This is a genomic window from Luteimonas yindakuii, from assembly GCF_004803715.2.
Taxonomy (GTDB): Bacteria; Pseudomonadota; Gammaproteobacteria; order Xanthomonadales; family Xanthomonadaceae; genus Luteimonas; species Luteimonas yindakuii.
Genome location: NZ_CP039383.2, coordinates 1,107,734 through 1,131,433, shown reverse-complemented (window position 1 = coordinate 1,131,433; position 23,700 = coordinate 1,107,734). Strand labels below are relative to the sequence as shown.

Annotated in this window: 19 protein-coding genes and 2 tRNA genes; 7 read left to right on the top strand and 14 right to left on the bottom strand. The window is 69.3% G+C overall.

Features of this window, described 5'->3' with window-relative positions; all coding sequences use genetic code 11:
• The 6 genes from E5843_RS05160 to E5843_RS05135 all read left to right on the top strand — a co-directional run bounded on the left by E5843_RS05160 (position 1) and on the right by E5843_RS05135 (position 6,717).
• Positions 1–852, top strand: coding sequence for a MurR/RpiR family transcriptional regulator (locus E5843_RS05160; protein ID WP_141065737.1), 852 nt, complete (start codon positions 1–3; stop codon positions 850–852).
• 14 nt (positions 853–866) lie between these two features.
• Positions 867–1,655: a L,D-transpeptidase family protein gene (locus E5843_RS05155; protein ID WP_134673004.1), complete on the top strand. Its 789-nt coding sequence runs from the start codon at positions 867–869 to the stop codon at positions 1,653–1,655.
• Between the two features lie 103 nt (positions 1,656–1,758).
• Complete coding sequence (locus E5843_RS05150; RefSeq protein ID WP_134674590.1) at positions 1,759–3,009, top strand: dicarboxylate/amino acid:cation symporter; 1,251 nt, start codon at positions 1,759–1,761, stop codon at positions 3,007–3,009.
• Positions 3,010–3,336: 327 nt separating this feature from the next.
• Entirely contained in the window at positions 3,337–5,031 is a 1,695-nt protein-coding gene (locus tag E5843_RS05145; RefSeq protein WP_136412025.1) for a SulP family inorganic anion transporter, read from the top strand.
• Positions 5,032–5,041: 10 nt separating this feature from the next.
• Positions 5,042–5,851, top strand: a complete 810-nt coding sequence (gene thiD / locus E5843_RS05140) for a bifunctional hydroxymethylpyrimidine kinase/phosphomethylpyrimidine kinase (protein WP_134673002.1) — start codon at positions 5,042–5,044, stop codon at positions 5,849–5,851.
• On the top strand, positions 5,848–6,717 hold the full coding sequence (locus E5843_RS05135; protein ID WP_134673001.1) for an alpha/beta hydrolase family protein: 870 nt from the start codon (positions 5,848–5,850) through the stop codon (positions 6,715–6,717). The genes thiD and E5843_RS05135 overlap by 4 nt, the downstream gene beginning before the upstream one ends.
• Before the next feature lie 170 nt (positions 6,718–6,887).
• Here E5843_RS05135 and E5843_RS05130 read toward each other — a convergent pair whose 3' ends face one another.
• The 11 genes from E5843_RS05130 to E5843_RS05080 all read right to left on the bottom strand — a co-directional run bounded on the left by E5843_RS05130 (position 6,888) and on the right by E5843_RS05080 (position 19,077).
• Complete coding sequence (locus E5843_RS05130) at positions 6,888–7,748, bottom strand: EcsC family protein (protein ID WP_136412024.1); 861 nt, start codon at positions 7,746–7,748, stop codon at positions 6,888–6,890.
• Positions 7,749–7,830: 82 nt separating this feature from the next.
• A tRNA-Arg gene (locus tag E5843_RS05125) sits at positions 7,831–7,907 on the bottom strand.
• Between the two features lie 189 nt (positions 7,908–8,096).
• Positions 8,097–8,189: transfer RNA gene (locus E5843_RS05120), tRNA-Ser, on the bottom strand.
• A gap of 74 nt (positions 8,190–8,263) precedes the next feature.
• Positions 8,264–8,467, bottom strand: a complete 204-nt coding sequence (gene csrA, locus E5843_RS05115; RefSeq protein ID WP_134673000.1) for a carbon storage regulator CsrA — start codon at positions 8,465–8,467, stop codon at positions 8,264–8,266.
• A gap of 148 nt (positions 8,468–8,615) precedes the next feature.
• Positions 8,616–11,246 carry an alanine--tRNA ligase gene (gene alaS / locus E5843_RS05110; protein ID WP_136412023.1) on the bottom strand — a complete coding sequence of 877 codons (2,631 nt, stop codon included), beginning with the start codon at positions 11,244–11,246 and terminating at the stop codon, positions 8,616–8,618.
• Between the two features lie 278 nt (positions 11,247–11,524).
• Complete coding sequence (locus tag E5843_RS05105; protein WP_136413035.1) at positions 11,525–12,064, bottom strand: regulatory protein RecX; 540 nt, start codon at positions 12,062–12,064, stop codon at positions 11,525–11,527.
• A 159-nt stretch (positions 12,065–12,223) separates the two neighbouring features.
• On the bottom strand, positions 12,224–13,261 hold the full coding sequence (recA, locus tag E5843_RS05100) for a recombinase RecA (protein WP_134672998.1): 1,038 nt from the start codon (positions 13,259–13,261) through the stop codon (positions 12,224–12,226).
• A gap of 205 nt (positions 13,262–13,466) precedes the next feature.
• Positions 13,467–14,129 carry a transcriptional repressor LexA gene (gene lexA / locus E5843_RS05095; RefSeq protein WP_134672997.1) on the bottom strand — a complete coding sequence of 221 codons (663 nt, stop codon included), beginning with the start codon at positions 14,127–14,129 and terminating at the stop codon, positions 13,467–13,469.
• Positions 14,130–14,162: 33 nt separating this feature from the next.
• A complete protein-coding gene (locus E5843_RS05090) occupies positions 14,163–15,845 on the bottom strand; it encodes an ABC1 kinase family protein (RefSeq protein ID WP_141065736.1) in 1,683 nt (560 codons plus the stop codon).
• 22 nt (positions 15,846–15,867) lie between these two features.
• Positions 15,868–16,359, bottom strand: a complete 492-nt coding sequence (locus E5843_RS05085) for a CinA family protein (RefSeq protein ID WP_136412022.1) — start codon at positions 16,357–16,359, stop codon at positions 15,868–15,870.
• A 114-nt stretch (positions 16,360–16,473) separates the two neighbouring features.
• Positions 16,474–19,077: a TonB-dependent receptor gene (locus E5843_RS05080; RefSeq protein ID WP_136412021.1), complete on the bottom strand. Its 2,604-nt coding sequence runs from the start codon at positions 19,075–19,077 to the stop codon at positions 16,474–16,476.
• A gap of 274 nt (positions 19,078–19,351) precedes the next feature.
• Between E5843_RS05080 and mutS the strand changes: the two genes are divergently transcribed.
• Positions 19,352–21,931 (top strand): DNA mismatch repair protein MutS, encoded by a 2,580-nt coding sequence (gene mutS, locus E5843_RS05075; protein WP_208542776.1) that lies wholly within the window; start codon positions 19,352–19,354, stop codon positions 21,929–21,931.
• A gap of 64 nt (positions 21,932–21,995) precedes the next feature.
• Here the strand turns inward: mutS and E5843_RS05070 are convergent, their stop codons facing one another.
• The 3 genes from E5843_RS05070 to rplS all read right to left on the bottom strand — a co-directional run bounded on the left by E5843_RS05070 (position 21,996) and on the right by rplS (position 23,617).
• Entirely contained in the window at positions 21,996–22,379 is a 384-nt protein-coding gene (locus E5843_RS05070) for a hypothetical protein (RefSeq protein ID WP_166815900.1), read from the bottom strand.
• Positions 22,380–22,516: 137 nt separating this feature from the next.
• Positions 22,517–22,945 (bottom strand): RNA-binding S4 domain-containing protein, encoded by a 429-nt coding sequence (locus E5843_RS05065; RefSeq protein WP_136412020.1) that lies wholly within the window; start codon positions 22,943–22,945, stop codon positions 22,517–22,519.
• A 198-nt stretch (positions 22,946–23,143) separates the two neighbouring features.
• Positions 23,144–23,617 carry a 50S ribosomal protein L19 gene (gene rplS / locus E5843_RS05060; protein WP_134672991.1) on the bottom strand — a complete coding sequence of 158 codons (474 nt, stop codon included), beginning with the start codon at positions 23,615–23,617 and terminating at the stop codon, positions 23,144–23,146.
• Positions 23,618–23,700: the final 83 nt, after the last annotated feature.

Genomic DNA, 23,700 nt, shown 5'->3' with positions numbered 1-23,700 from the left:
ATGTCGGCATTGCTGAAGATCCGCTCCGAGCGCGACCAGATGTCGGCGATCGAGCGGCGCATCGCCGACTTCGTCCTCGACAACGCCCACCTGCTGCGCGACTACTCCTCGCTGCAGCTGGCCAACGCGCTGGAGATCAGCCAGTCCAGCGTGGTGAAGTTCAGCCAGAAGCTCGGCTACAAGGGCTGGCCGGACCTGAAGTTCGCGGTCGGCGAGGACGTCGCCCGCGGCGACGGCAACGGCTCGTCGGAGGTGCCATCCGCCACGCCGCCGGCCGGCCGCCACGCTGCCCTGGCCGAAGCACTGTGGCAGGCGAAGTCGGCCGCGGAGCAGGAGACGTGCTCGCTCAATTCGCCGGAAACGCTGGATGCGATCGCCGCCACGCTGCGCTCGGCGCACACGGTCTACGTGATCGGGCTGGGCGAGGACAGCGTCGGCGCGCGCGCGTTCGCGCTGCGGCTGGTGCAGGCCGGCGTGCTGGCGGTGTACCTGTCCGATCCGGCACTGATGCCGATCGGACTGTCGCGCATGCGTCGCGAGGATGTTCTGGTGGTGCTGTCCGAACACGGCCGTCGCAGTGCGCTGTGCGAACTCGGGCGCATCTTCCGCGAGCGCGCCGGCCACGTGGTCAGCATCACCCGCCACACCGCCAATCCGCTGCGCACGCTTGCCGACCAGGCGCTTCTGGTGTCCGCCCACGATGATCGCGCCCACGTGGAGCCGTTGCTGTACCAGGCGGCCCTGCAGCACCTGCTCGACCTGCTGTTCCTGCTGCTGTGCGCCGACGGCGACGAACGCATGCCGCTGCTCGACCGCGGCACCGCGCGGATGCGACAGTTGCTCGAATCCTGACTGGCCCCACCCGCATGCCGATGACCCGCCACCAGCTGCTGCTTCCCCTGCTCGCGTTCGGCTGCGCCCTGCTGTCGGCCTGCGGAGGCCAGGTGGTGGAGGAAGCTCCGGCTCCGCTGGCCGGTGCCAGCCAGCTGGTGCTGGTGGTAACGCCCGACTGGAGCGCGACACAGGGCACCCTGCGCAGCTACGAACGGCTGGCCGGCGGCGGCTGGCGCGAAGTCGACCGCGCCGCCGACGTGACCGTGGGACGCAACGGTTCGGCCTGGGGTCGCGGCCTGCACCCGCAGCAGCCCGGGGCCTTCAAGCAGGAGGGCGACGGCCGTGCCCCGGCCGGGGCGTTCGCGATCGGCGTCGCGTTCGGCTATGAGGGGCAGCTGCGCACCGCGCTCGACTACCGGCCGATGCAGGCGTCGCACTGGTGCATCGACGTGCCCGCATCGCCGCACTACAACCGCATCGTCGATGCGCGCGAGGTCGGCGACGCGGCGGTGGCCGGCTCCACCGAGCCGATGCGCCGTGACCTGCATGCCGGTGGCGACCAGCGCTACAAGCTCGGCTTCGTGATCGACCACAACGCCGATGGCGAGCCCGGCGGCGGCAGCTGCATCTTCGCGCACCTGTGGGACGCCCCCGAAGTACCCACCGCCGGCTGCACCGCGATGGGCGAAGGACGCATGCGCGAGCTGCTGGACTGGCTGGATCCGCAGCTGCGCCCGGTGTTCGTGCTGTTGCCGGCCCACGAACACGCACGCCTGCGCGAGGCCTGGGACCTGCCGCCCGAGGCGGCGCCGGCGCCGTGACGCCTGCACCCGCGGGCGCGACGCACAACCTCCTGCCGACTCCACCTCCGGGACACCCCGACGCATGACCACGCCCGACGCCCCGCCCCGCCGTCCGTTCCGCCTGTCCGCACCCGCCCGCGTGCTGGTCGGCCTGCTTGCCGGCGCCGCCGTCGGCCTCGGCCTTGCCGCCCGCGATCCGGCAACCGCCGTGCAGGTCGCCAACGCGGTGCAGCCGATCGGCCGGCTGTGGCTCAACGCGTTGCAGATGACCGTGGTGCCGCTGGTGGCGGCGCTGGTGGTGGTCGGCATCAATGCGGCCAGCGATGCGGCGGCGTCCGGACGCACGGCGCGGATGGCGATGGTGGTGTTCGCGATCCTGCTGCTGGCCTCGGGCAGCTTCGCCGCGATCGCCGCGCCCACGTTGCTGTCGATGGTGCCGCGCGCGGACACGATGGTGGAGACCTTCCGCAGCGCCATTGCCGGCCCTGCCACCCTGCCGACGCCGCCACCGCTCGGCGAGTGGCTGTCGGGCGTGATCCCGAACAACGCGCTCGCCGCCGCTGCCGCCAGCGCGATGCTGCCGCTGGTGGTGTTCGCGATGTTCTTCGGCTTCGCACTGACCCGGCTCGAGCCCGAGCGCCGTGCACGCATGCTGGAACTGGTGCAGACCGTGGGCGACGCCATGATCGTGGTGGTGCGCTGGGTATTGTGGGCCGCACCGCTGGGCGTGTTCGCACTGGTGCTTGCGGTCTGCGCGCGCGTGGGCCTGAGCGTGCTGGGCGCACTGGGCACGTATATCGCCGTGCAGTGCGTGCTCTACATCTGCGTGACAATCGCGCTGTACGCGGTCGCCGTGCTGGCCGCGGGCGAGAAGCTGCGGCGGTTCGCCAGCGCGCTGGTGCCGGTGCAGGCGATCGCGGCCAGCACGCAGTCCTCGCTCGCCTCGCTGCCGGTGATGATCGATGTCGCCCGCCAGCGGCTGGGCTATCCGCTGGCGGTGACCTCGCTGGTGCTGCCGATGGCGGTGTCGCTGTTCCGCGTGACCAGCCCGGTGCAGTACATCGGCGTGGCCTGCTTCATCGCCTGGATGTACGGCGTCGACCTCAGTGCGATGCAGCTCGCCACCGCGGTGGGCCTGAGCCTGGTGATCAGCATGGGGTCGGTGGGCCTGCCCGGGCAGGTCAGCTTCATGACCACCAACATGCCGGTCAGCCAGGCCATGGGCCTGCCGGTGGAACCGCTGGGCGTGCTGCTGGCGGTGGACACGATTCCGGACGTGTTCTCCACCGTGGGCAACACCACCGCCCAGGTCACCGCGACCGGTATCGTCGCGCGGCGCACCGGTGCCATGCCTGCCGCGGCGGACGGCTGAGCGCATGGGTAATCCGACGCCCGCCGTCCGCATCCGCCTGCAGGCGTCGAGAACGACAACGCGCCCGCGCTGACCGGCTACGCCCTCTACGACCCGCTTGTTCGAAGTCGCGCGCGATCATCGACCTCCTGGAGGCGCCCGGTGCAAGCCTGCGTGCTGCGCTCCCCGACACGCCCTGCGGCTGAGCGCACGCGCTCGCTCCGGTCGCGCCGTGAACCGCAGCACTCTTGACTCGCTCGCCGCCAGCGCCGATACCGGCGTCATGACCAGTGCCCCCCCAGGCCGCGCCACACCCGTGGCACCGCAGCCCACACCCCGGAGCCGTCGATGAGCGGCACGCGGCCGCCGGCATGGCGGCGCGAATTCGAGCCCAAGCTGTGGACCGTGTTGCGCGGCGGCTACGGATGGGGCGACCTGCGCGCCGATGCCGTGGCGGGGCTCACGGTCGCCATCGTCGCCCTGCCGTTGGCAATGGCGCTGGCGATCGCATCCGGCACCACGCCCGACAAGGGCCTGCACACGGCGATCGTCGCCGGCTTCCTGATTTCGGCCTTCGGCGGTTCGAAGGTGCAGATCGGCGGCCCCACCGCGGCGTTCATCCCGGTCGTGTTCGTGGTGATCGAGCGCTTCGGCTACGGCGGGCTGATCCTGTGCACGTTGCTGGCCGGGCTGATGCTGATCGCCGCCGGGCTGCTGCGCCTGGGCGCGCTGATGCGCTACATGCCGCAACCGGTGATCACCGGTTTCACTGCCGGCATTGCGGTCAGCATCTTCTCAAGCCAGGTCAAGGACGCGCTCGGCCTGCGGATGGGCGACGTGCCCGCCGGCTTCGTCGAGCGCTGGACGGCCTATGCCCAGCATCTGGGGACCACGCAGCCCACAGCCGTGGCGCTGACCGTGATCGGGCTTGCGGTGATCATCGCGCTGCGGCGCTGGCGTCCGCGCTGGCCCGGCTTCCTGTTCGCCCTGCTCACATGCACCGTGGTCGCGCTGGCGCTGGCGCTGCCCGCCGAGACCGTGGGTACCCGCTTCGGCGCCCTGCCCTCGTCGTTGCCGACGTTTGCCATCCCGCATATCCCCTTCGAACGCACCTTCGAACTCCTTCCGAGCGCGTTCACCATCGCCTTCCTGGCCGGCGTCGAGTCGTTGCTGTCGGCGGTGGTCGCCGACGGCATGACCGGCGGATGCCACCGCTCCAATGGTGAGCTGGTCGCGCAGGGCGTTGCGAACGTCGGCTCGGCGCTGTTCGGTGGCCTGCCGGCGACCGGCGCGCTCGCACGCACAGCCACCAACATCCGTGCCGGCGCCCGCTCGCCGGTGTCGGGAATCCTGCACGCGGCGTTCCTGCTCGTCTTCATGCTGGCGCTGTCGCCGTTGATGTCCTACGTGCCGCTGGCGGCACTGGCCGCGGTGTTGCTGGTGGTGGCCTGGAACATGAGCGAGGTGCAACAGTTCCGCCACACGCTGTCAGCGCCGTGGGGCGACCGGGTGGTGCTGTTGCTGACCTTCGCGATCACCGTGCTGGTCGACCTCACCCTCGCGATCCAGGCCGGCGTGGTCGCCGCGGCATTCGTCTTCATGCACCGCATGGCGCAGTCGGTGGAAGTCTCCGCCGACACCCCGGAGGACGAGGACGAGCACCAGCGCGAGCTGCTGCCGCCGGGCGTGGAGGCCTTCCGCATCAGCGGGCCGCTGTTCTTCGGCGCCAGCAGCCGCATCGACGCCCTGCTCGACCGCCTGCCCGAGAAGCCACGGGTATTCATCCTGCGCATGCGCCTGGTGCCCATCATCGATGCCAGTGGCGTGCATGCACTGGAGAACCTCGCCGTGCGTTGCCGGCGCCAGGGCACGGCACTGGTGATCTCCGGCCTGCAGGCGCAGCCGCGCCGGATCCTCGCCGACATGGGCTTCGAAGGCCATGCCGGCGACGTCCGCTTCGCCGACGACTACGCGCAGGCGATCATCGTGGCACGCGCGTTGTCCGGTACCGCGGCGGGGCCGCCAGCCGACGCCGGATCGTAGAATGGCCGGCATGCAGACTCCGTCCATCGTTTCCGCCCTCACCATCGCCGGTTCCGATTCCGGCGGCGGCGCCGGCATCCAGGCCGACCTCAAGACCTTCGCCGCGCACGGCGTGCACGGCCTGTCCGCGATCGCGGCGCTGACCGCCCAGCACACCCGCGCGGTGACCGCGGTGCATGCGCCGCCGCCGGAATTCCTGCGTGCGCAGATCGACGCGTGCTTCGACGACTTCAACATCGGTGCCGTGAAGCTCGGCATGCTCGCACACGCCGGCCTCATCCATGCCGTCGCGGACGCGCTCGAAGCGCACGCCCCGGCGCATATCGTGCTCGATCCGGTGATGGTGGCCACCTCCGGTGCGCGCCTGCTGGAACCCGAAGCGCTGGATGCGCTGCGCACGCGGCTCCTTCCACTTGCGACCCTCGTCACGCCCAACCTGCCGGAAGCCGAACTGTTGCTCGGCCACGCGATCGGATCGCGCGAAGCCATGCATGCAGCGGCGGCGGAGCTGCTGACCCTTGGCGCCCGCGCGGTGCTGCTCAAGGGCGGCCATCTCGAGGATGACGCCGACGACGTGATCGATCTCTATGCCGACGCCGACGGCGTGCGCGTGCTGCGCCATCCGCGCCTGGCCGAAAGCGCGCATGGCACCGGCTGCACGCTCGCATCCGCAGTCGCCGCGCGTCTGGCCACGGGCATGGCAATGGCGGCAGCAGCAGAAGCCGCCACCGACTACGTGCATCGTGCGCTGCTTGGCGGCTATCGCCCCGGTCGTGGCGACGTGCGCGTGCTCGACCATTTCGGCGCAGGGCTGGCATGACGCCAGCGGCGTTCGTGCCGCAGGCGCTGCCAGTCCGCGCTGATGACGGGCACGCGAGCGAACTGCTTGCCTGCATACCCGAGGTACCGCGCGCCAGCCTGCTGTGGCTGCCCGCACTCGGCGTGGCCGCGCGTCACTACCTGCCGTTCGCCGAGGCCCTGGCCGCGCGCGGTGTCGCGGTGTTCGTGCACGAATGGCGCGGCCATGGCAGCAGCAGCGTGCGCGCGACGCGCGACTGCGACTGGAATTACCGCACCCTGCTGTGCACCGACCTGCCGGCTGCCGAGGCGGCGATCGCCACGAGGGTGCCGGGCCTGGCGCGCATCGTCGGCGGACACAGCCTCGGTGGACAGCTGGCCTGCTGCCGGCTCGCGTTGTCGCCGCTGACGGCGTCACATCTCTGGTTGGTGGCGAGCGGCGCGCCGTGGTGGCGCGCCTTCCCCGCGCCGCGGCGCTACGTGCTGCCGCTGGTGTACCGCTTCCTGCCGTGGCTCGCCGCACGTCGCGGCGCGCTGCCCGGGCGCACGATCGGCTTCGGCGGCAACGAGGCGCGCGGCCTTATCGCCGACTGGGCTCGCACCGGGTTGAGTGGACGCTATGCAGCCGCGGGCCTGGACATCGATCTCGAAGCGCGGTTGCGCGAGGTCGACGTGGACGTCACCGCAGTGGTGATGACGGAGGACTGGCTCGGCCCGGAGTCGTCGCTGCGCTTCCTGCTTGCCAAGCTCGCCAGCGGCCACCTCGCGCAGGTCACGACGCTCGACGCCAACGCACTCGGCACGCGTGCCGATCATTTCGCCTGGATGCGTACGCCCGGAGCGGTCGCGGATGTGCTCGGCGCGTCATTGGAACCTCGCGGCGACTGAAACCTGCACAAGGCGTACGGCTGGTGCTCGCGGGCGGCACACCTCTCGACACCTATGCGTGGCGGAACTGCTGCATGGCAGGGTTTCCTGCCGAGCCTGCCCAGCGCCTGCACCGCTGGATCGCTGGATCGCTGGCGTCTGCACGGAGCGGAAAGACGCCCTGCTCGCTCCTATGCGGTCGAGGCGGGCGAACGCCTTCCGTTACGCCTGTCCGCCACGGCCAACTGCTCGTACGCCTTGCGTACCGTCTCCGGCCCGTACTTGCGCTCCAGGCGACGCACACTGAAGTGCCCGTGCGCCGCACGCTGGAAGTGGCGCATGAACAATGTATTGAGGGTCGCGCCGGTCGCCGCACCGATCACCGGCACGCTCTGCGCCGCCACCTTGTGACTGATCCGGATCGAGAACCGCGACGCGACCGTACTCATCAGCTGCACCATGGCCGGTGCACCGCTGCTCATCAGTCCGTGCGCCGCGACGTACTCGGTTGCCGCGACCACCTGCTGCGCCAGCACCGCACGTGCGGCGAAGTAGCCCGACTCGGCACCATCGTCGGTGGCACTGCTTCCGCCCATGGTCAGCACTTCGTAGCAGGCGAGCATCGTCTCCGGATCGTCGAGGCGCTCTCCTTCGCTGCGCGCGATCTCCGCCACCGAGCGCAGGATGAGTGTCGTGGTGAGCGGCAACTCGGCGACCAGGCCGACCAGCCCGAACGCACCGCCGGCAGCGCCGGTGGCGGCGACGGCGACCGTATGCATGCGCTCGCGCGCAGGGCCGGGCTGTTGCCCGTTGCGCAGCGTCGCCGTGGCCACCCGCAGTGACTGCCGCAACGCCATGCGCACGGCCGTGTTGATCACGCGAGTGGCGCCGCGCGGAAGCTTGTATGCCAGCAGGTATTCCACCGGCGCACCAACCAGGTTCGCCAGCTGCGCGGCGATGCCGGGGCTCTCGAGCTGTTCGCGTGCCTCGGCCAGCGTGGCGAGGTCCTGTGGCGACATCGCGCCGGCGGTTGCGGGGATCAATGCGTGCATGCAACGACGATAGCGCGCCCACCCTGCGCCTGCGTGAGCGACACAAAAAAAGAAGCCACCCGCGAGGGTGGCTTCTTCAATATGGCGCGCCCGGAAGGATTCGAACCTCCGACCCCCAAGTTCGTAGCCTGGTGCTCTATCCAGCTGAGCTACGGGCGCGTGAGGCGCGGAATTATGACCGTCGTGTCCGATGCCGTCAATGCGTATTTCGCATCGATCCGCATTGTCGCGACGCTCGTTCCACGCAGCGGAAAAACAACTCGGTAGGAGTGGTTTTTCCATCCGATCCGCATGCCTGCATGAGGATCGGGCGGAACACATTTTCCATCGCAAGGATGCTCTGGAAAATGGCGGAGAGTGAGGGATTCGAACCCTCGATGGAGCTTTTGACCCCATACTCCCTTAGCAGGGGAGCCCCTTCGGCCTCTCGGGCAACTCTCCGTTCACCGGGTCGGCACGTCAGCCGTGCGACCCGGGCGGTGAAGGATAACGGTTCAGCCCGGACGCGGCAAACATCAATTCGCGTCGGCGTCGCCTTCGATGCCTTCGGCACCCTCGCCGCGACGAATGCGCTGGTAGATCTCTTCGCGATGCACCGCAACGTCCTTCGGCGCGGTGATGCCGATACGCACCTGGTTGCCCTTGACGCCAAGGACGGTCACGGTGACGGAGTCGCCGATCATCAGGGTCTCGCCGACACGCCGGGTCAAAATCAACATGAACACTTCTCCATGAACTGGCGGGCTCCCCAGCCAGCGGCGATCCGGGCGATCCAGCCCGACCTCGCACTTGCAATTTGGTTACGACAATCCGACATGATACCGGCCGCCAGCTGAAGGATAAGTAGGTCGGAAGTCACGCCTGCGATCACTGCAGGCGCGAAGCCACCCATGCCTCCACGCCCGCGAGCGCTGCTGCAAGACCCGGGCCATCGTCGCCACCACCCTGGGCGAGATCCGGACGGCCGCCGCCCTTGCCCCCCGCCTGGCTGGCGACGTGCGACAGCAGTTCGCCGGCCTTGATCCGGCCCGCCGCGGCGCCGCTCACGCCTGCCACCAGCGCCGCCTTGCCGCCGCTGGCACCGGCAAGCACCACCACCGCATCGCGCAGCTGCTGCTTGAGCCGGTCCATCGCGTCGCGCAGCGCCTTGGCATCGAGACCCTCGATGCGCGCCGCGAGCACCTTGATGCCGGCGACATCCACCGCCGAGCCCGCCAGGTCCGCGGTCGCACCGCTGGCGGCCTTCGCCTTGAACGATTCGAGTTCGCGCTCGAGCTTCTTCTGCCGGTCGAGCAGAACCCTGAGCTTGTCGGCGGCCTCGCCGGGCGTAGTGCCGAGCAACCCGGCGACCTGCTGCAGCTGTCGCTGTTCGGCGGCCACGTGCTCAAGGGCGGCCTGCCCGGTCAGCGCTTCGACGCGACGTACCCCCGCCGAAACGCCGCCTTCGGATACCAGCTTGAACAGGCCGATCTCGCCGGTGCGCCCGACATGCGTGCCGCCACAGAGTTCGACCGATTCACCCATCGTCACCACCCGCACGCGCTCGCCGTACTTCTCGCCGAACAGTGCGATCGCCCCGGCATCCAGTGCCTCCTGCATGTCCATTTCGCGGATCGTCACCGCGTGGTCGCCACGCACCTGTGCGTTGACCTCGCGCTCGATCCCGATCAGGTGGTCGGCGGTCAGCGCCTCGAAGTGGGAGAAGTCGAAACGCAGGCGATCAGGCGCCACCAGCGAACCCTTCTGCGCGACGTGCGTGCCCAGCTGGTCGCGCAGCGCGCCATGCAACAGGTGGGTGGCGCTGTGGTTGAGCACGATCATCCCGCGGCGCGCGCCGTCCACGCGGGCGCCGAGGCGCTGGCCCCGCTCAAGCGCACCGCTCGCAAGCCGGCCGATATGGCCGTGGAACTGACCGGCGAACTTGCGCGTATCGGTGACCTCGAAGCCGACGCCCTCGCCCACCAACGCGCCGGTGTCACCGACCTGGCCACCGGACTCGGCATAGAACGGCGTGCGGTCCAGGATCACCACCGCCTCCTCGCCCGCTTCGATGCGATCGACCGGACGGCCATCGCGCAGCAGGGCGACGATCTCCAGGCCCTCGGCCTCGAGCTGCTGGTAGCCGAGGAAGGTCGTCGGCAGCATCTGCGCGACGATGTCGGCGGGCAGCCCGGTGCCGGAGGCGAACTTGCCGGCGGCACGCGCGGTCTCGCGCTGTTTCTCCATCGCCGCCTCGAAGCCGGCGGTGTCGACCTGCAGGCCGCGCTCGCGCGCGATGTCGGCAGTGAGGTCGAGCGGGAAGCCGTAGGTGTCGTACAGGCGGAATGCATCCTCGCCCGGGATGCTGCCGCTGCTGCGCGCGGCGACCTCGTCGAAGATCCGCATGCCGGCGTCGAGCGTTTCGGCGAAGCGCTCCTCCTCGGCACGCAGGCTGCGCTCGACCAGGCTGCGCTGCGCGCGCAGTTCCGGGTAGGCATCACCCATCATCGCGTCGAGCGTGGCGACCATCGCCGAGAAGAACGGCTGGCGCACGCCGAGCATCCACCCGTGGCGCAACGCGCGACGGATGATCCGCCGCAGCACGTAGCCGCGGCCCTCGTTGGACGGCAGCACGCCGTCGACGATCAGGAAGCTGCAGGCGCGGATGTGGTCGGCAATGACGCGCAGCGACTTGTTGGAGAGATCCGGAGTGCCGGTGAGTTCGGCGGCCTTGCGGATCAGCGCATCGAACAGGTCGATCTCGTAGTTGCTGTGCACGCCCTGCAGGATCGCCGCGAGACGCTCCAGGCCCATGCCGGTGTCGACGCACGGCGCCGGCAGCGGCAGCAGGGTGCCGTCGGGCTGGCGGTCGAACTGCATGAACACCAGGTTCCAGATCTCGATATAGCGGTCGCCATCCTCGTCGGGCGAGCCCGGCGGACCACCCGCGATGTGCGCGCCGTGGTCGTAGAAGATCTCGGTGCACGGGCCGCACGGGCCGGTATCGGCCATCTGCCAGAAGTTGTCGGACGCGAACGGCGCGCCCTTGTTGTCGCCGATGCGCACGATGCGGTCTTCCGGCACGCCGATCTCGTCGCGCCAGATCGCGTAGGCCTCGTCGTCGGTGTGATAGACGGTGACCAGCAGGCGCTCACCGGGCAGCTTCCAGACCCCGGTCAGCAGTTCCCAGGCCCAGGCGATGGCGTCCTTCTTGAAGTAGTCGCCGAACGACCAGTTGCCCAGCATCTCGAAGAAGGTGTGGTGGCGTGCGGTGTAGCCGACCTGGTCGAGGTCGTTGTGCTTGCCGCCCGCGCGCAGGCAACGCTGGACGTCCGCCGCACGCACGTAGCTGCGCTTCTCGGCCCCCAGGAACACGTCCTTGAACTGGACCATGCCGGAGTTGGTGAACAGCAGGGTCGGGTCGTTGCCGGGCACCAGCGAGGCCGAGGGCACGATGGTGTGTCCCTTGCCCTGGAAGAATTCGAGGAAGTCGGAGCGGATTTCGGATGTGGTTTTCATGCGTACGGGCTGCGGCGTGGACGGGCACCCATCCGGCGCCAGCCACAACGCATGCGGCCACGACGAGGAACAGACCACCCGGGGCCGTGAAGGTTAACAGGGCGACAGGTGCCGATGCAGGCGTGCACAGGCCGGCGCCCTACGGCAACGCACGGCAGGTCAGTTCCCGTACACGCCGTGCCACCGGCTGCCACCACGACGACCGCACGCGGACCACACCAGATGCGGGGTCGTCGGCGCATCTGCGCCGCCGCACTCCGCAGCAGCACGGGCGTGCCCTACTCCTCCAGCTCGTACGCGCTGGCCCGGCGCACGGTGTCCATGTCGAAACCGCGGCGGATCAGGAAATCGGCGGCCTTGCGACGACGCTTCCACATCGCGTCGGAGTCCTCGTCGGCGGCCACCGGAAACCTGCGCCCGACCAGGTCGCAGGCCTGCTCGAGCCAGCTGTCGTCGCCGGCCTCTGCCAGCGCGCGAAAGGCGTCATCGATCACCGCGGCGTCCAGGCCGTGGCTTTCCAGTTCGACGCGGATGCGCAGTGGCCCGTACCCCGAGACCGCCCGCGACCGCGCCAGCAACGCGGCGAAGCGCCCGTCGTCCTGCCAGCCCGCCTCGGCCATGCGGTCGACCGCCGCGCGCGCATCCTCACGTTCGACGCCGCGGGCCGCGAGCTTGCGCTCCAGCTCGCGTCGCGAGTGCTCGCGCCGCACCAGCAACGCGAGCGCCCGCTGCGCGGGTGTCGGCTCCTTGCGCGGACGGGACTTCTTCTGCCGGGACGCCTCGCCGGGAGATGCGTCGCCGGACTCCTGCGCCGACAGCGCAGGATCCCCGGACCCGATCCCTTCAGCGGGTGCTCCGGATGGGCGGCGGGGCCGCCCCCCGCTCACCGTCTGGCCCGCCCGCGCTTCGGCGCGGCGGCCTCGGCATCAGCGGCTGCAGCGGCGGCCACTGGCGTGCTGCGAGAATCGTCAGAAACGTCAGTCGTCCTCCGCGGTGTCGTCACCTTCGGTGCGCGACGCCTCGGCCGGTACGAACTGCGCACGCAGGGCGGTCTCCAGGCGCACTGCCACCGCGGGGTTCTCCTTCAGGTACTGGCGGGCGTTCTCCTTGCCCTGGCCGATGCGCTCGCCGTCATAGCTGTACCAGGCGCCCGCCTTGTCGACGATCTTGGCATCCACGCCCATGTCGATCAGCTCGCCCTCGCGGCTGATGCCCTCGCCGTAGAGGATTTCGGTGATGACCTGCTTGAACGGCGGCGCCATCTTGTTCTTGACCACCTTGATGCGGGTCTGGTTGCCGATGATTTCGTCGCCCTTCTTGATCGCGCCGATGCGGCGGATGTCCAGGCGCACCGAGGCGTAGAACTTCAGCGCATTGCCGCCGGTGGTCACCTCCGGGCTCTGGCCCGGCATCATGATGCCGATCTTCATGCGCAGCTGGTTGATGAAGACCACCAGCGTGTTGGAGCGCTTGATGTTGCCGGTGAGCTTGCGCAGGGCCTGGCTCATCAGGCGTGCCTGCAGGCCCGGCAGCTGGTCGCCCATCTCGCCTTCGATCTCGGCCTTGGGGGTCAGCGCGGCCACCGAGTCGATGACCACGATGTCGACCGCGTTGGAGCGCACCAGCATGTCGGCGATTTCCAGTGCCTGCTCGCCGGTGTCGGGCTGGCTGAGCAGCAGGTCCTCGACATTGACGCCGAGCTTGGCGGCGTAGATCGGATCCAGCGCGTGCTCGGCGTCGATGAAGGCCGCGGTGCCGCCGGTCTTCTGGCATTCGGCGATGGCCTGCAGGGTCAGGGTGGTCTTGCCCGAGGATTCCGGGCCGTAGATTTCCACCACCCGGCCCTTCGGCAGGCCGCCGATGCCCAGCGCGATGTCGAGCATCAGCGAGCCGGTGCCGATGACCTCGGTCGCTTCCACCGCGCGGTCGCCCATGCGCATCACCGAACCCTTGCCGAACTGCTTCTCGATCTGGCTCAGGGCGGCGGACAGCGCGCGCTTCTTGTTCTCGTCCATTGTGGTCTCCGGGAAGGGGTGGATCTGGTTTGAAGAGGAATCTGTTGGGACGCAGCCTAGGCGGCGGCGGTCGCACGGGCTGCGACCGCGCCGACCTGCCCTGCATCGTCGGTTGGCAGCTGTGGGACCACGATCAGCTGGCGGCCATCCTGGCTGTCAGGAAATGTCCCGTGCATGGCGCGGAAAGCGCGCGTGGCAGTGCCCATCAGCGGTTGGGCCGGACCAGGCCGCAGTACAGGCCCTCGATGGCGAAATCCTGCCCCGGCTGCACCTCGATGGGTGCGTAGTCGGGGTTGCGCGGCAACAGGCGGATGCGGTCCTTGCCGATGCGCAGCAGCTTGACGGTGATTTCGTCGTCGATGCGCGCCACCACGATCTCGCCGGAGCGCGCCTCCGGAGTGCGATGCACGCCGATGAGGTCGCCGTCGAAGATGCCCTCGTCGCGCATCGAATCGCCTTTCACCTTCAGGAGGTAATCCGGCGCCGGCGAGAACAGCACCCGGTCGAGGACCACGTGGTCTTCGGCCGCGGCAAGGATGTCGGGTGCGCCGGCGCCGATCGGCAGGCCGGCAGCCACCTGGCCGAGCACCGGCAGCCGCAGCGCCTGCGATATCACGCTGTCCACCAGCTCGAGACTGTCCTGGCGCGGACCGGGCGGCTGCACCAGCACGCGGATGCCGCGCGCACGGCCCGGGACGCGCTCGATTGCACCGGCCGCTTCCAGCGCCTCGAGGTGGTATTGCGCCGCGCGCACGCTGCTGAAACCCAGTGCGCGGGCGATCTCGGTCTGCGAGGGCGGCATGCCCTCCACCTCGATGCGCTCGGCGATCAGGGCGAGGACGGCCTGCTGGGTGTCGGTAAGCTTCATGGTTAGTAGTATTACTACTAACCACTGGTACGGTCAACGGTGGCGGCCGCTGCGCCAGATCGACAGCACGATCCAGATCCCGGTGACGGCCGCGCCGACGAAGCCGAGCACGCCGATCGCCATCAGCCAGCGGTTCGGGACCCCGCCGACGCTGTTCATCACGATCGACGAGCCGATGATGAGCGCGGCGGTGATCACGCCGATGGTCAGCCGGTTCGCGGCGGAGTTGAGCTGGTCACCGAAGGCCTTGAGCGAGGTGATCTCGATCTGTCCGCGCAGGCGTCCATGCCTTGCGGCCTGCATCATCCGCCGCAGGTCGCGCGGCAGGTCGCCGAGGAGATCCAGCGCGCCCGACACCGTCCGCCGCCCGCGTCGCGCCAGGATCCGCGGTGACCAGCGCTCGAGCATCGCCCGGCGCAGGAACGGCCGCGCCTCGGTGGCCATGTCGAAGTCGGGATCGAGCTGGCGGCCCAGGCCTTCCAGGGTCAGGAACGCCTTGATCATCAGCGCGAGGTCCGGCGGCAGGGTCAGCGCGTGCCGGCGCAGCAGGCCGGCCACGTCGGCCAGCATCAGCGGGATCCGCAGTTCCTTCAGCGGCAGACCACGGTACTGGTCGATCAGGCTGCCGACCTCGACCTGCAGCCTGCCTTCGTCGACGCCGCTTTCGCCATCGGTCCACTCGAGCAGGATGTCGGTGACCGCCTCGGCGTCCTGGTCGACCAGGCCATACAGCAGCTGCGCGACCTGCATGCGCCGGCGTTCCGAAACACGGCCGACCATGCCGAAGTCGATGACGCCGATCCCGCCGTCCTCGAGGTAGAAGATGTTCCCGGGGTGCGGATCGGCGTGGAACAGGCCGTCCTCGAGCACCATCTTCAGCACGATGGCCGCACCGGTGCGCGCGAGCGCGTGGCGATCCAGGCCCAGGTCGTCCACGGCGGCCAGATCGCGCCCGGGGATGCCATCCATGAAGCCCTGCACGTTGAGCCGTTCCGAGGTCCACTGCCAGTAGACGACCGGGATCGCGATCTCCTCATGCCCGGCGAAGTTGGCGGCGATGCGCTCGGCGTTGCGGCACTCGGCGGCGAAGTCGAGCTCCGCACGCAATGAGGTTGCGAACTGTGCGACCACCTCGGTGGGGCGGTAGAGACGCAGGTCGGGTGCCTGTGCCTGGATGATGTCGGCCAGCCGCGCCAGCAGGCGCAGGTCGGCTTCCACCACCTCGCGGATACCCGGGCGACGCACCTTGAGCACGACCGGCGTGCCGTCCTCGAGCCAGGCGCGGTGGGTCTGTGCCAGCGACGCCGCCGCCAGCGCGCGCGTATCGATGCGGGCGAACACCGCTTCCGGCTCGGCACCGAGGTCGGCGACCAGCTGCGGGCGGATGGTCTCGAACGGCAGCGCGGGGACCGCGTTCTGCAGCTCGCCGAGCTCGCGGATCCATTCCGTCGGCAGCAGGTCGACGCGTGTGGCCAGCACCTGGCCGAGCTTGACGAAGGTGGGGCCGAGATCCTGCAGGGCATGGCGCAACCGCTCGGGCGGCGACATCCGCGGCTTCTCGTTGGCCTGCTGCCGGTGCAGCAGGCGACCGGCCCGTTCGAGCGCAGCCGCGAGCCCGATGCGCTGGACCACGTCGCCAAAGCCGTAGCGCGCCAGCACCACGGCGATCTCCTGCAGGCGCCCGAGATCGCGCACGGTGCCGAGGGTTTCCCACATCAGCGTCGGCTCCCGGCGGGCATCAGAGCGTTTCCAGTCCGTGCAGCGCGGCCGCCACGGTCTGCCGGCGCACCGCTTCGCGGTCGCCCTCGAAATGGAACAGTTCCGCGCGCGGGTAGCCGCCACGCCGCTTCCAGGCGATCCAGACCGTGCCGACCGGCTTGTCCGCCGTGCTGCCGCCTGGCCCGGCGATACCGGTGACGGCCACGGCGAGGGTGGCGCCGGAATGCACCAGCCCACCGGCCACCATTTCCAGCACGGTTTCCCGGCTGACCGCACCATGCTCTTCCAGGGTCTGGGGGCGTACGCCCAGCAGAGCCTGCTTGGCCTCGTAGCTGTAGACGGCCATCCCGCAATCGAACCAGGCGGACGAGCCGGCGATGTCCGTGACCACCTTGGCGATCCATCCGCCGGTGCAGCTTTCGGCGGAGACCAGGGAGTCATGCGTGGACATGAGGCGTTCGCCGGTGGCGGCGGCGAGCGCCTGCAACTCGACATCGGAAGGAACGGACATCACGGATCCAGGGCGACGGGGAGCCTGTTGTAAACCATCCGCCGGGCGAAGTCTTTCCGCGGCCGGAAACACGAAGGCCCGCCATCGGCGGGCCTTCGAGGGTGGTGCGGTGGATCAGTAGCGCATGCGCAGGGTCATGCCATAGGTGCGCGGGGCGCCGAGGAAGGCGTTCCACGAACCGGCCTGGATCGGTGCATCGATGCCGACCTGCTTGTAGGTCTCGTCGGTCAGGTTCTGGCCCCAGAACTCCAGCATCCAGCGCTGGTCCTGGCGGCCGAAACCGACGCGTGCGTTGACCAGCGCATAGCCGTCCTGCAGTTTCTGCGGATCGAGGTCGGAGCCGGTGTTGTACTCGGACATGTACTTGGCGCCGATGTTGAAGCGGCCCTGCAGGTTCGAACCGATGTCCCAGCTGTAGGTGACCGACGTGTTGCCCGACCACTTCGGCGCGAAGCTCATCTGGCTGCCGGGCAGCAGCACCAGCTCCGGGTCGGGCAGCAGGTCATTGCCGTACTTGGTGTCGGCGTAGGTGAAGCCACCCTGCACCATCAGCCCGTTGATGCCCGTCTGCCACAGCACGTCAGCCTCGATGCCGGTCGAGGTCACCTTGGGGATCGACCGCACGACGAACGCGGTACCGAGGAAGCTGTTGAGCTGGAAGTCCTCGTATTCCTGGTGGAACAGCGCGGCATTGAACAGCAGGTTGCCGTCGGCCCACGCGGTCTTGAGGCCGAGCTCGTAGCTGTCGACGAACTCGCCCGGGAACGAGGTGTCGTCGACCGGGGTGATGCCACCGACGCCGGACGACAGGCCGTTGGAGGACTGCACGCGGTCGAGGTTGAAGCCGCCGGCCTTGTAGCCGCGCGCGGCGGAGACGTAACCCATCACGTCGTCGGCGAAGTCATAGGCGACCTTCACCGTGCCCGACCATTCCTTCTCGGTGCGTTCCTGGAAGGTGCTGCGGCCGTTGTGCTGCACGTTGGCCCACGGCAGGCACATGAAGCCCGCCACCTGCGGCGCAACGACCGGCACCAGCTGCGACAGCAGTTGCTGTTGCAGCTGTGGCGGCAGGCTGGCGAAGCCGTTGATGCGCTGCGCGAGTGCACCGCCCACGCGCGCGGCCGGGTTGGCCAGCGTGGAACCGCAGGCCAGGCTGCCGTTGGGGTTGCTGAAATCCGACTGCAGCGTCTTCTTCTCGCGGGTGTAGCGCAGGCCGACGGTGATATCCAGCTCGTCGTTGACGTGGAAGGTGTTGTTGGTGAACACCGCCGCGCTCTTGGCGTTCTGCGCATAGCGGTCGAGCGCGCCGATGCCGGTGTAGTTGGTGCCGAACGGGCGTCCGCTGACCTGCGACAGGAACGTCGCCGGGTTGGTGGTGTTGACGGTCAGCCCGAGCGGCGCGAGCTGCTGCGCAAGCCCGCCCAGCACCTGGCTGCCGACCAGCGTCGACAGGTAGGGCTCGTAGGCCGCGCCCATGAAGTAGGAATCGTTGCGGGCAAGGTCCTCGTCGGAATAGAACAGGCCGACCATCCAGTCGAGGCGGTCGCCCGAACCGGTCAGGCGCAGTTCCTGGCTGAAGTTCTCGAACGCGACCAGCGACGCGTCCTCCTGCGGCGGGCGATACATGATGTCGGCGCCGCTGTAGTCGAAGTCGATGCTGGTGATCGCATCCCAGTCGCGCACCGCGGTGACCGAGGTCAGCACCGCGTCGTTGGCCCACGGTGTGGTCCAGTTGACCTCCATGGACACGCCCTTGTCCTTGATGTCCTGCTCGGTCGTGCGGTTGGCGTAGGCCAGGCGGCGGTCGATGTCCGGGACCGGGATGATCCCCTGCCCGCCCGGGGTCAGCGCGTCGATGATCGCCGCGGTCGGGCCGCGATGGGTGGTGACGGTGACGCAGCAGTTCTCCTCGCGGCTGGTGTAGTCGGCAATGAAGTTGACGCTCAGGGCTTCGCTCGGCTCGAGCAGCAACTGGCCGCGCAGCGAGTGGTAGTTCTGGTCGCCGTCGTCGGTCTCGCGGCGCGGGCCACCTGCGGTATTCACGTCGTCCACGCCGTCGCGCGTGCGCTTGGCCGCGTACACGCGGAAGGCGGCGTTATCGCTCAGGGCATCGTTGTACGAACCGGCCACGCCCACCAGGCCGTAGTTGCCCACGGTCACCTCGCCCTCGAGCGACTGGGTGTAGCTGGGGCGGCGGGTGATCACGTTGATGACGCCCGCCGAGGTGTTCTTGCCGAACACGGTGCCCTGCGGACCCTTCAGTACCTCGATGCGGTCCATCTCGCCGAGGTCGCCGAAGCCGACGCTGTTGCGCGCACGGTAGACGCCGTCGATGACCACGCCCACCGAGGACTCGAGGCCCGGGTTGTCGCCCACGGTGCCGATGCCGCGGATGCGCGCGGTGGTCTGCGCGGCCGACTGGGTGCTGGTCACGGTGAGGCCCGGCACCAGCACCTGCATGTCCTTGATGTCGCGCACGCCGGTGTCCTGCAACAGTTGCTCGGGCAGCACGTTGACCACGATCGGCACGTCCTGCAGCGCTTCTTCGCGCTTCTGCGCGGTCACCATGATGGTCGACAGCGTGGTCGGTTGATCCTGGTTGCCGGAAGCGGCGTTCGCAGGTTGTGACTGGGCCACGGCCGGCAGTGCCGGGGCAGCGAGGATGGCGAGGAAAATCGCGGTTGCGAGCGCGTGGCGTTGCGGATGGTCTGAGACCATTGGTGTCCCCCTACGGATGGATGTCGTTGCGACTTTCAACCTCGGCGCGAGCGCCGCCACGGCAACAGCATGGCGGGACGCACCGGGCCGGCGTGGGGGACGGGCCCGGTGCTGCGATTGGCAGCCTTGGCCGGGACGCTATCACACTCCGGACGCGCCCGTATGCACACTTTTGCGGCCGCATCGGCCGGGTCCGCTGCGCGACTGGGGCCGCGGCGGGGCCGGCTACAATCGGCTGCCCGGCGCGCGTCGTGCGCGCCCCGGCCCCGGATGCATGACGCTGGACAAGACGCCCGAACACACCCCGCTGATGAAGCAGTTCTTCGCCGCCAAGGCGGAGCATCCGGATGTACTGCTGTTCTTCCGCATGGGGGATTTCTACGAGCTGTTCTACGACGACGCGCGCAAGGCCGCGCGCCTGCTCGACATCACCCTGACCCAGCGCGGCAGTTCCGGCGGTGCGCCGATCCCGATGGCAGGCGTGCCGCACCACGCGGCCGAAGGCTATCTGGCGAGGCTGGTCGCACTCGGCGAGTCGGTGGCGATCTGCGAGCAGATCGGCGATCCCGCGCAGGCCAAGGGCCTGGTCGAGCGCAAGGTGGTGCGCATCGTCACCCCGGGTACGGTCACCGACGAGGCGCTGCTCGACGAGCGCCGTGACACCCTGTTGCTGGCGCTGTCGCGCGGCAAGAGCGGCTATGGCCTGGCCTGGGCGGACCTTGCCGGTGGCCGCTTCCTGGTCAACGAAGTCGGCAACGACGACCAGCTCGAAGCGGAACTCGCGCGCCTGGATCCGGCCGAGCTGCTGGTGCCCGACGAGGACGGCTGGCCCGCGTTCCTCGGCGAACGCCGCGGCCTGCGCCGACGCGCACCGTGGCTGTTCGACGCCGACAGCGGGCGCCGCCAGCTGCTGCGCTTCTTCGGCCTGCATGATCTCACCGGCTTCGGCATGGAAGACCGCCCGCAGGCCACCGCCGCCGCGGGCGCGCTGCTGGGCTATGTCGAGGAGACGCAGAAGCAGCGGCTGCCGCACCTGACGTCGATCGCAGTGGAGACCAGTGACGGCGCGATCGCGATGAACGCCGCGACGCGCCGCCACCTTGAACTCGACAGCCGCGTCGACGGCGACCAGCGCCACACCCTGTTGGGCGTGCTCGACAGTTCGGTGACGCCGATGGGCGGGCGCCTGCTGCGGCGCTGGCTGCACCGCCCGTTGCGCGACCGCGGTGTGCTCGACCAGCGCCTGCATGCGGTCGACACCCTGATCACGCGTGGCGCCGATGCCGACATCCGCGAGCGCTTCCGCGCACTCGGTGACCTGGAACGCATCCTGTCACGCATCGCATTGCGCTCGGCACGGCCGCGTGACCTGTCGACGCTGCGCGACGGCCTTGGCATGTTGCCCGCACTGCGCGCTCTGCTGGCCACCCTGGACTCGCCGCGCCTGCAGGCTCTGGCGGATTCGCTCGGCGAGCACGATGCCGAGGCGCATCTGCTGGCAAGCGCCGTCGTCGAGCAGCCGCCGGTGCTGGCCCGCGATGGCGGTGTCTTCGCCGAAGGCCATGACGCGGAACTCGACGAGCTGCGCGCGCTGTCGGCCAATGCCGACGGCTTCCTGGTCGACCTCGAAGCGCGCGAGCGCGAGGCCAGCGGCATCCCGACGCTGAAGCTCGGCTACAACCGCGTGCACGGCTACTACATCGAGATCAGCAAGGCGCAGGCGGGCAAGGCGCCGGTGCACTACACGCGGCGGCAGACGCTGACCAATGCCGAGCGCTACATCACCGAAGAGCTGAAGGCCTTCGAGGACAAGGTGCTGTCGGCGCGCGAGCGCGCACTGGCGCGCGAACGGCTGCTGTACGAGCAGTTGCTGGATGCACTCAACGCGCGTCTCGAACCGCTGCGCCGTTGCGCCGCGGCGCTGGCCGAAGTCGACGTGCTGGCCTGCTTCGCCGAACGCGCGCAGGCACTGGACTGGTCACGTCCGGAGCTGGAAGCCGCGCCCTGCCTGAAGATCGAACGCGGCCGCCACCCGGTGGTGGAAGCGGTGCGCGACGAGCCATTCGAACCCAACGACCTGATGCTCGACCCGGACCGCCGCATGCTGGTGATCACCGGCCCGAACATGGGCGGCAAGAGCACCTACATGCGCCAGAACGCGCTGATCGTGCTGCTGGCCCATATCGGCAGCTTCGTGCCGGCGGCGCACGCGGTGATCGGCCCGGTCGACCGCATCCTCACCCGCATCGGCGCCGGCGACGACCTCGCCCGCGGGCAGTCGACCTTCATGGTGGAGATGAGCGAAACCAGCTACATCCTCCACCACGCCACCGCGCAGTCGCTTGTGCTGATGGACGAGATCGGCCGCGGCACCTCGACCTACGACGGCCTGGCGCTGGCCGATGCGGTCGCTCGCCACCTGGCCACGGTCAACCGCAGCTACGTGCTGTTCGCCACCCATTATTTCGAACTGACGACGCTGGCCGGCGAACCCGACAGCGGCATCGCCAACGTGCATCTCGACGCAGTGGAGCACGGCGACGGACTCGTCTTCATGCACGCGGTGCGCGAGGGTGCGGCCAACCGCAGTTTCGGCCTGCAGGTGGCTGCGCTGGCCGGGTTGCCGCGTGCCACGCTGCAGCAGGCACGCCGGCGTCTGGCCGAGCTCGAACAGCGCAGTGGCGAAAGCCAGTCGGCCGCGATGTCACCCCCGGCGCTCGACGCGCCGCGGCAGTTCGGTCTGTTCGCTGCAACGCCTTCAGCCGCACTCGATGCGCTGGCGGCGCTGGATCCGGACGAACTCACGCCGAAACAGGCGCTCGAGGCGCTGTACCGGCTGAAGTCGCTGGGCTGAATCCGTCGGCGATACCGCTCATGCCGCCGCAACGACGCAGCGGACTCGGACAATGCAACGCTGCCTAGCGCGACGGATCCGCCAGCTCGCGGGCCCGTGCCTCACGCAGTGCGGCCTCACGCTCACGCAGCAGCGCGGCGTCGCTGCGCGCGTCGGCCTCGCGCAGGCGCGAGGCGGCCAGCTCGGATTCCTGCACCCGCGGGGTGGCGCCGATCGTGCGCAGTCGCTGTTCGTGCTGATGCTCGGATGCCAGCACACGACGACGCGTGTCGAGCCGGTCCTGCGCCTGCCGGACCCGCGGGTCGGCCAGGGCCGGGCGCACGTGCGCCGGTACCGGCGGGGGCACCTGCAACCGCGTTGCTTCCACCTGGCGGGGCATCGGCTCCGGAGCACGCACCTGCGCGCCCGCACTGGATGCGACCGCGGACAGCAGCACGGCCGTCACCATCCGGTGCAAGCCACGGGAAGACCGGAGAGTCATGGAGTCCATGGACCGAGCCTACGCCGCAGGCGTGCTCCCGGCGCTGAATACCGTCCTCGCCAGCGGGGTATTCAGGCGTCCCTCGGATACAGCTGCGCCCGGATTCAGATCGCGTCGATATCGCCCAGTGCGCGGATCAGGCGCCTTGCGCGCTTGTCGGGCCGCGATTCCGGCGCCTGGTAACCCGCGCGTTCGGCACGCAGTTGCGCCAGCTTCGCCTCGCGCGCCATTCGTGACGCCTCCGACTCGCTGTACAGCGTGCGCGCCACGCTGGCGGGCCCACGGCTGTCCGAAAGACCGGTCACTTCGACCTCGAAGGTTTCCTCACCCCGCTCGACGCGCAGCACGTCGCCCACCCGCACTGCGCGCGAAGGCTTGGGACGATCGCCACCGACGGCGACCTTGCCGTTGTCCACCGCCTGCCGCGCGATGCTGCGGGTCTTGAAGAAGCGCGCCGCCCACAGCCACAGGTCCAGCCGGACCGTGGCGGGGGCCGCGGTGGAGCCGGCATCGGAAGGTTGGCGTGCGGTCATGGTCTGGATTCGAGTGCGGAACCGGCGAGGACGATCACTTCACAGCCGGCGTCCCGCAAGGCGAGCACGGGCCGGCCACCTCGATGATGGTCATGGCGACACGATTCCATGCGCTGCGTGAAGGGCATCCATCTGCCGCACGGCCCGAAACGCAAACGGCCACCCGAAGGTGGCCGTCGTGCACGCGTGCCGGACTGCTTACTCGGCGGCTGCGGCCGCAGCAGCGGCTTCGGCCTTGGCGGCTTCAGCAGCCTGTGCGGCGGCAGCCAGGTCGGCGGCGGCCTTGGCGTTCTTCGCCTTGGCGCCTGCGGACAGGTCTTCCTTGATGCGCGCCTTCTTGCCTTCCAGGCCACGCAGATAGTACAGCTTGCCGGCGCGGACCTTGCCGCGGCGCTTCACTTCCACCGACTCGATCGTCGGGCTGTGCGACTGGAACACGCGCTCCACGCCGAAGCCGTGGGAGATCTTGCGCACGGTGAATGCGGAATTGAGGCCGGCGTTCTTGATGCCGATGACCACGCCCTCGTAGGCCTGCACGCGCTCGCGGTTGCCTTCCTTGACCTTGACGTTGACGACGACGGTGTCGCCGGGGCCGAATTCGGGAAGGGTGCGCTGCGACTGGTCTTTCTCGAAGTCCTGCAGCAGGGTGTTCAGGGAGGGCTTGGTGGTCATGTTCTTGGCCTGTTGGATTCGTTGTAGGCGTGGTGCACGTGGACGCACGCTCTGGCGGGTAAAACTAGCCGGGCATTATAACC

What these genes read in the sequence shown, in the direction of transcription:
- csrA (WP_134673000.1), bottom strand. Translation starts at nt 8,467, where the DNA reads ATGTTGATTTTGACCCGGCGTGTCGGCGAGACCCTGATGATCGGCGAC.
- E5843_RS05085 (WP_136412022.1), bottom strand. Translation starts at nt 16,359, where the DNA reads ATGTCCGTTCCTTCCGATGTCGAGTTGCAGGCGCTCGCCGCCGCCACC.
- E5843_RS05065 (WP_136412020.1), bottom strand. Translation starts at nt 22,945, where the DNA reads ATGACCGCACGCCAACCTTCCGATGCCGGCTCCACCGCGGCCCCCGCC.
- E5843_RS05070 (WP_166815900.1), bottom strand. Translation starts at nt 22,379, where the DNA reads ATGGTGACGGCCGTGCTGCTGTCCGCGGTCGCATCCAGTGCGGGCGCG.
- mutS (WP_208542776.1), top strand. Translation starts at nt 19,352, where the DNA reads ATGACGCTGGACAAGACGCCCGAACACACCCCGCTGATGAAGCAGTTC.
- E5843_RS05090 (WP_141065736.1), bottom strand. Translation starts at nt 15,845, where the DNA reads ATGTGGGAAACCCTCGGCACCGTGCGCGATCTCGGGCGCCTGCAGGAG.
- recA (WP_134672998.1), bottom strand. Translation starts at nt 13,261, where the DNA reads ATGGACGAGAACAAGAAGCGCGCGCTGTCCGCCGCCCTGAGCCAGATC.
- thiD (WP_134673002.1), top strand. Translation starts at nt 5,042, where the DNA reads ATGCAGACTCCGTCCATCGTTTCCGCCCTCACCATCGCCGGTTCCGAT.
- alaS (WP_136412023.1), bottom strand. Translation starts at nt 11,246, where the DNA reads ATGAAAACCACATCCGAAATCCGCTCCGACTTCCTCGAATTCTTCCAG.
- E5843_RS05145 (WP_136412025.1), top strand. Translation starts at nt 3,337, where the DNA reads ATGAGCGGCACGCGGCCGCCGGCATGGCGGCGCGAATTCGAGCCCAAG.
- E5843_RS05080 (WP_136412021.1), bottom strand. Translation starts at nt 19,077, where the DNA reads ATGGTCTCAGACCATCCGCAACGCCACGCGCTCGCAACCGCGATTTTC.
- lexA (WP_134672997.1), bottom strand. Translation starts at nt 14,129, where the DNA reads ATGAAGCTTACCGACACCCAGCAGGCCGTCCTCGCCCTGATCGCCGAG.
- E5843_RS05160 (WP_141065737.1), top strand. Translation starts at nt 1, where the DNA reads ATGTCGGCATTGCTGAAGATCCGCTCCGAGCGCGACCAGATGTCGGCG.
- E5843_RS05155 (WP_134673004.1), top strand. Translation starts at nt 867, where the DNA reads ATGCCGATGACCCGCCACCAGCTGCTGCTTCCCCTGCTCGCGTTCGGC.
- rplS (WP_134672991.1), bottom strand. Translation starts at nt 23,617, where the DNA reads ATGACCACCAAGCCCTCCCTGAACACCCTGCTGCAGGACTTCGAGAAA.
- E5843_RS05130 (WP_136412024.1), bottom strand. Translation starts at nt 7,748, where the DNA reads ATGCACGCATTGATCCCCGCAACCGCCGGCGCGATGTCGCCACAGGAC.
- E5843_RS05135 (WP_134673001.1), top strand. Translation starts at nt 5,848, where the DNA reads ATGACGCCAGCGGCGTTCGTGCCGCAGGCGCTGCCAGTCCGCGCTGAT.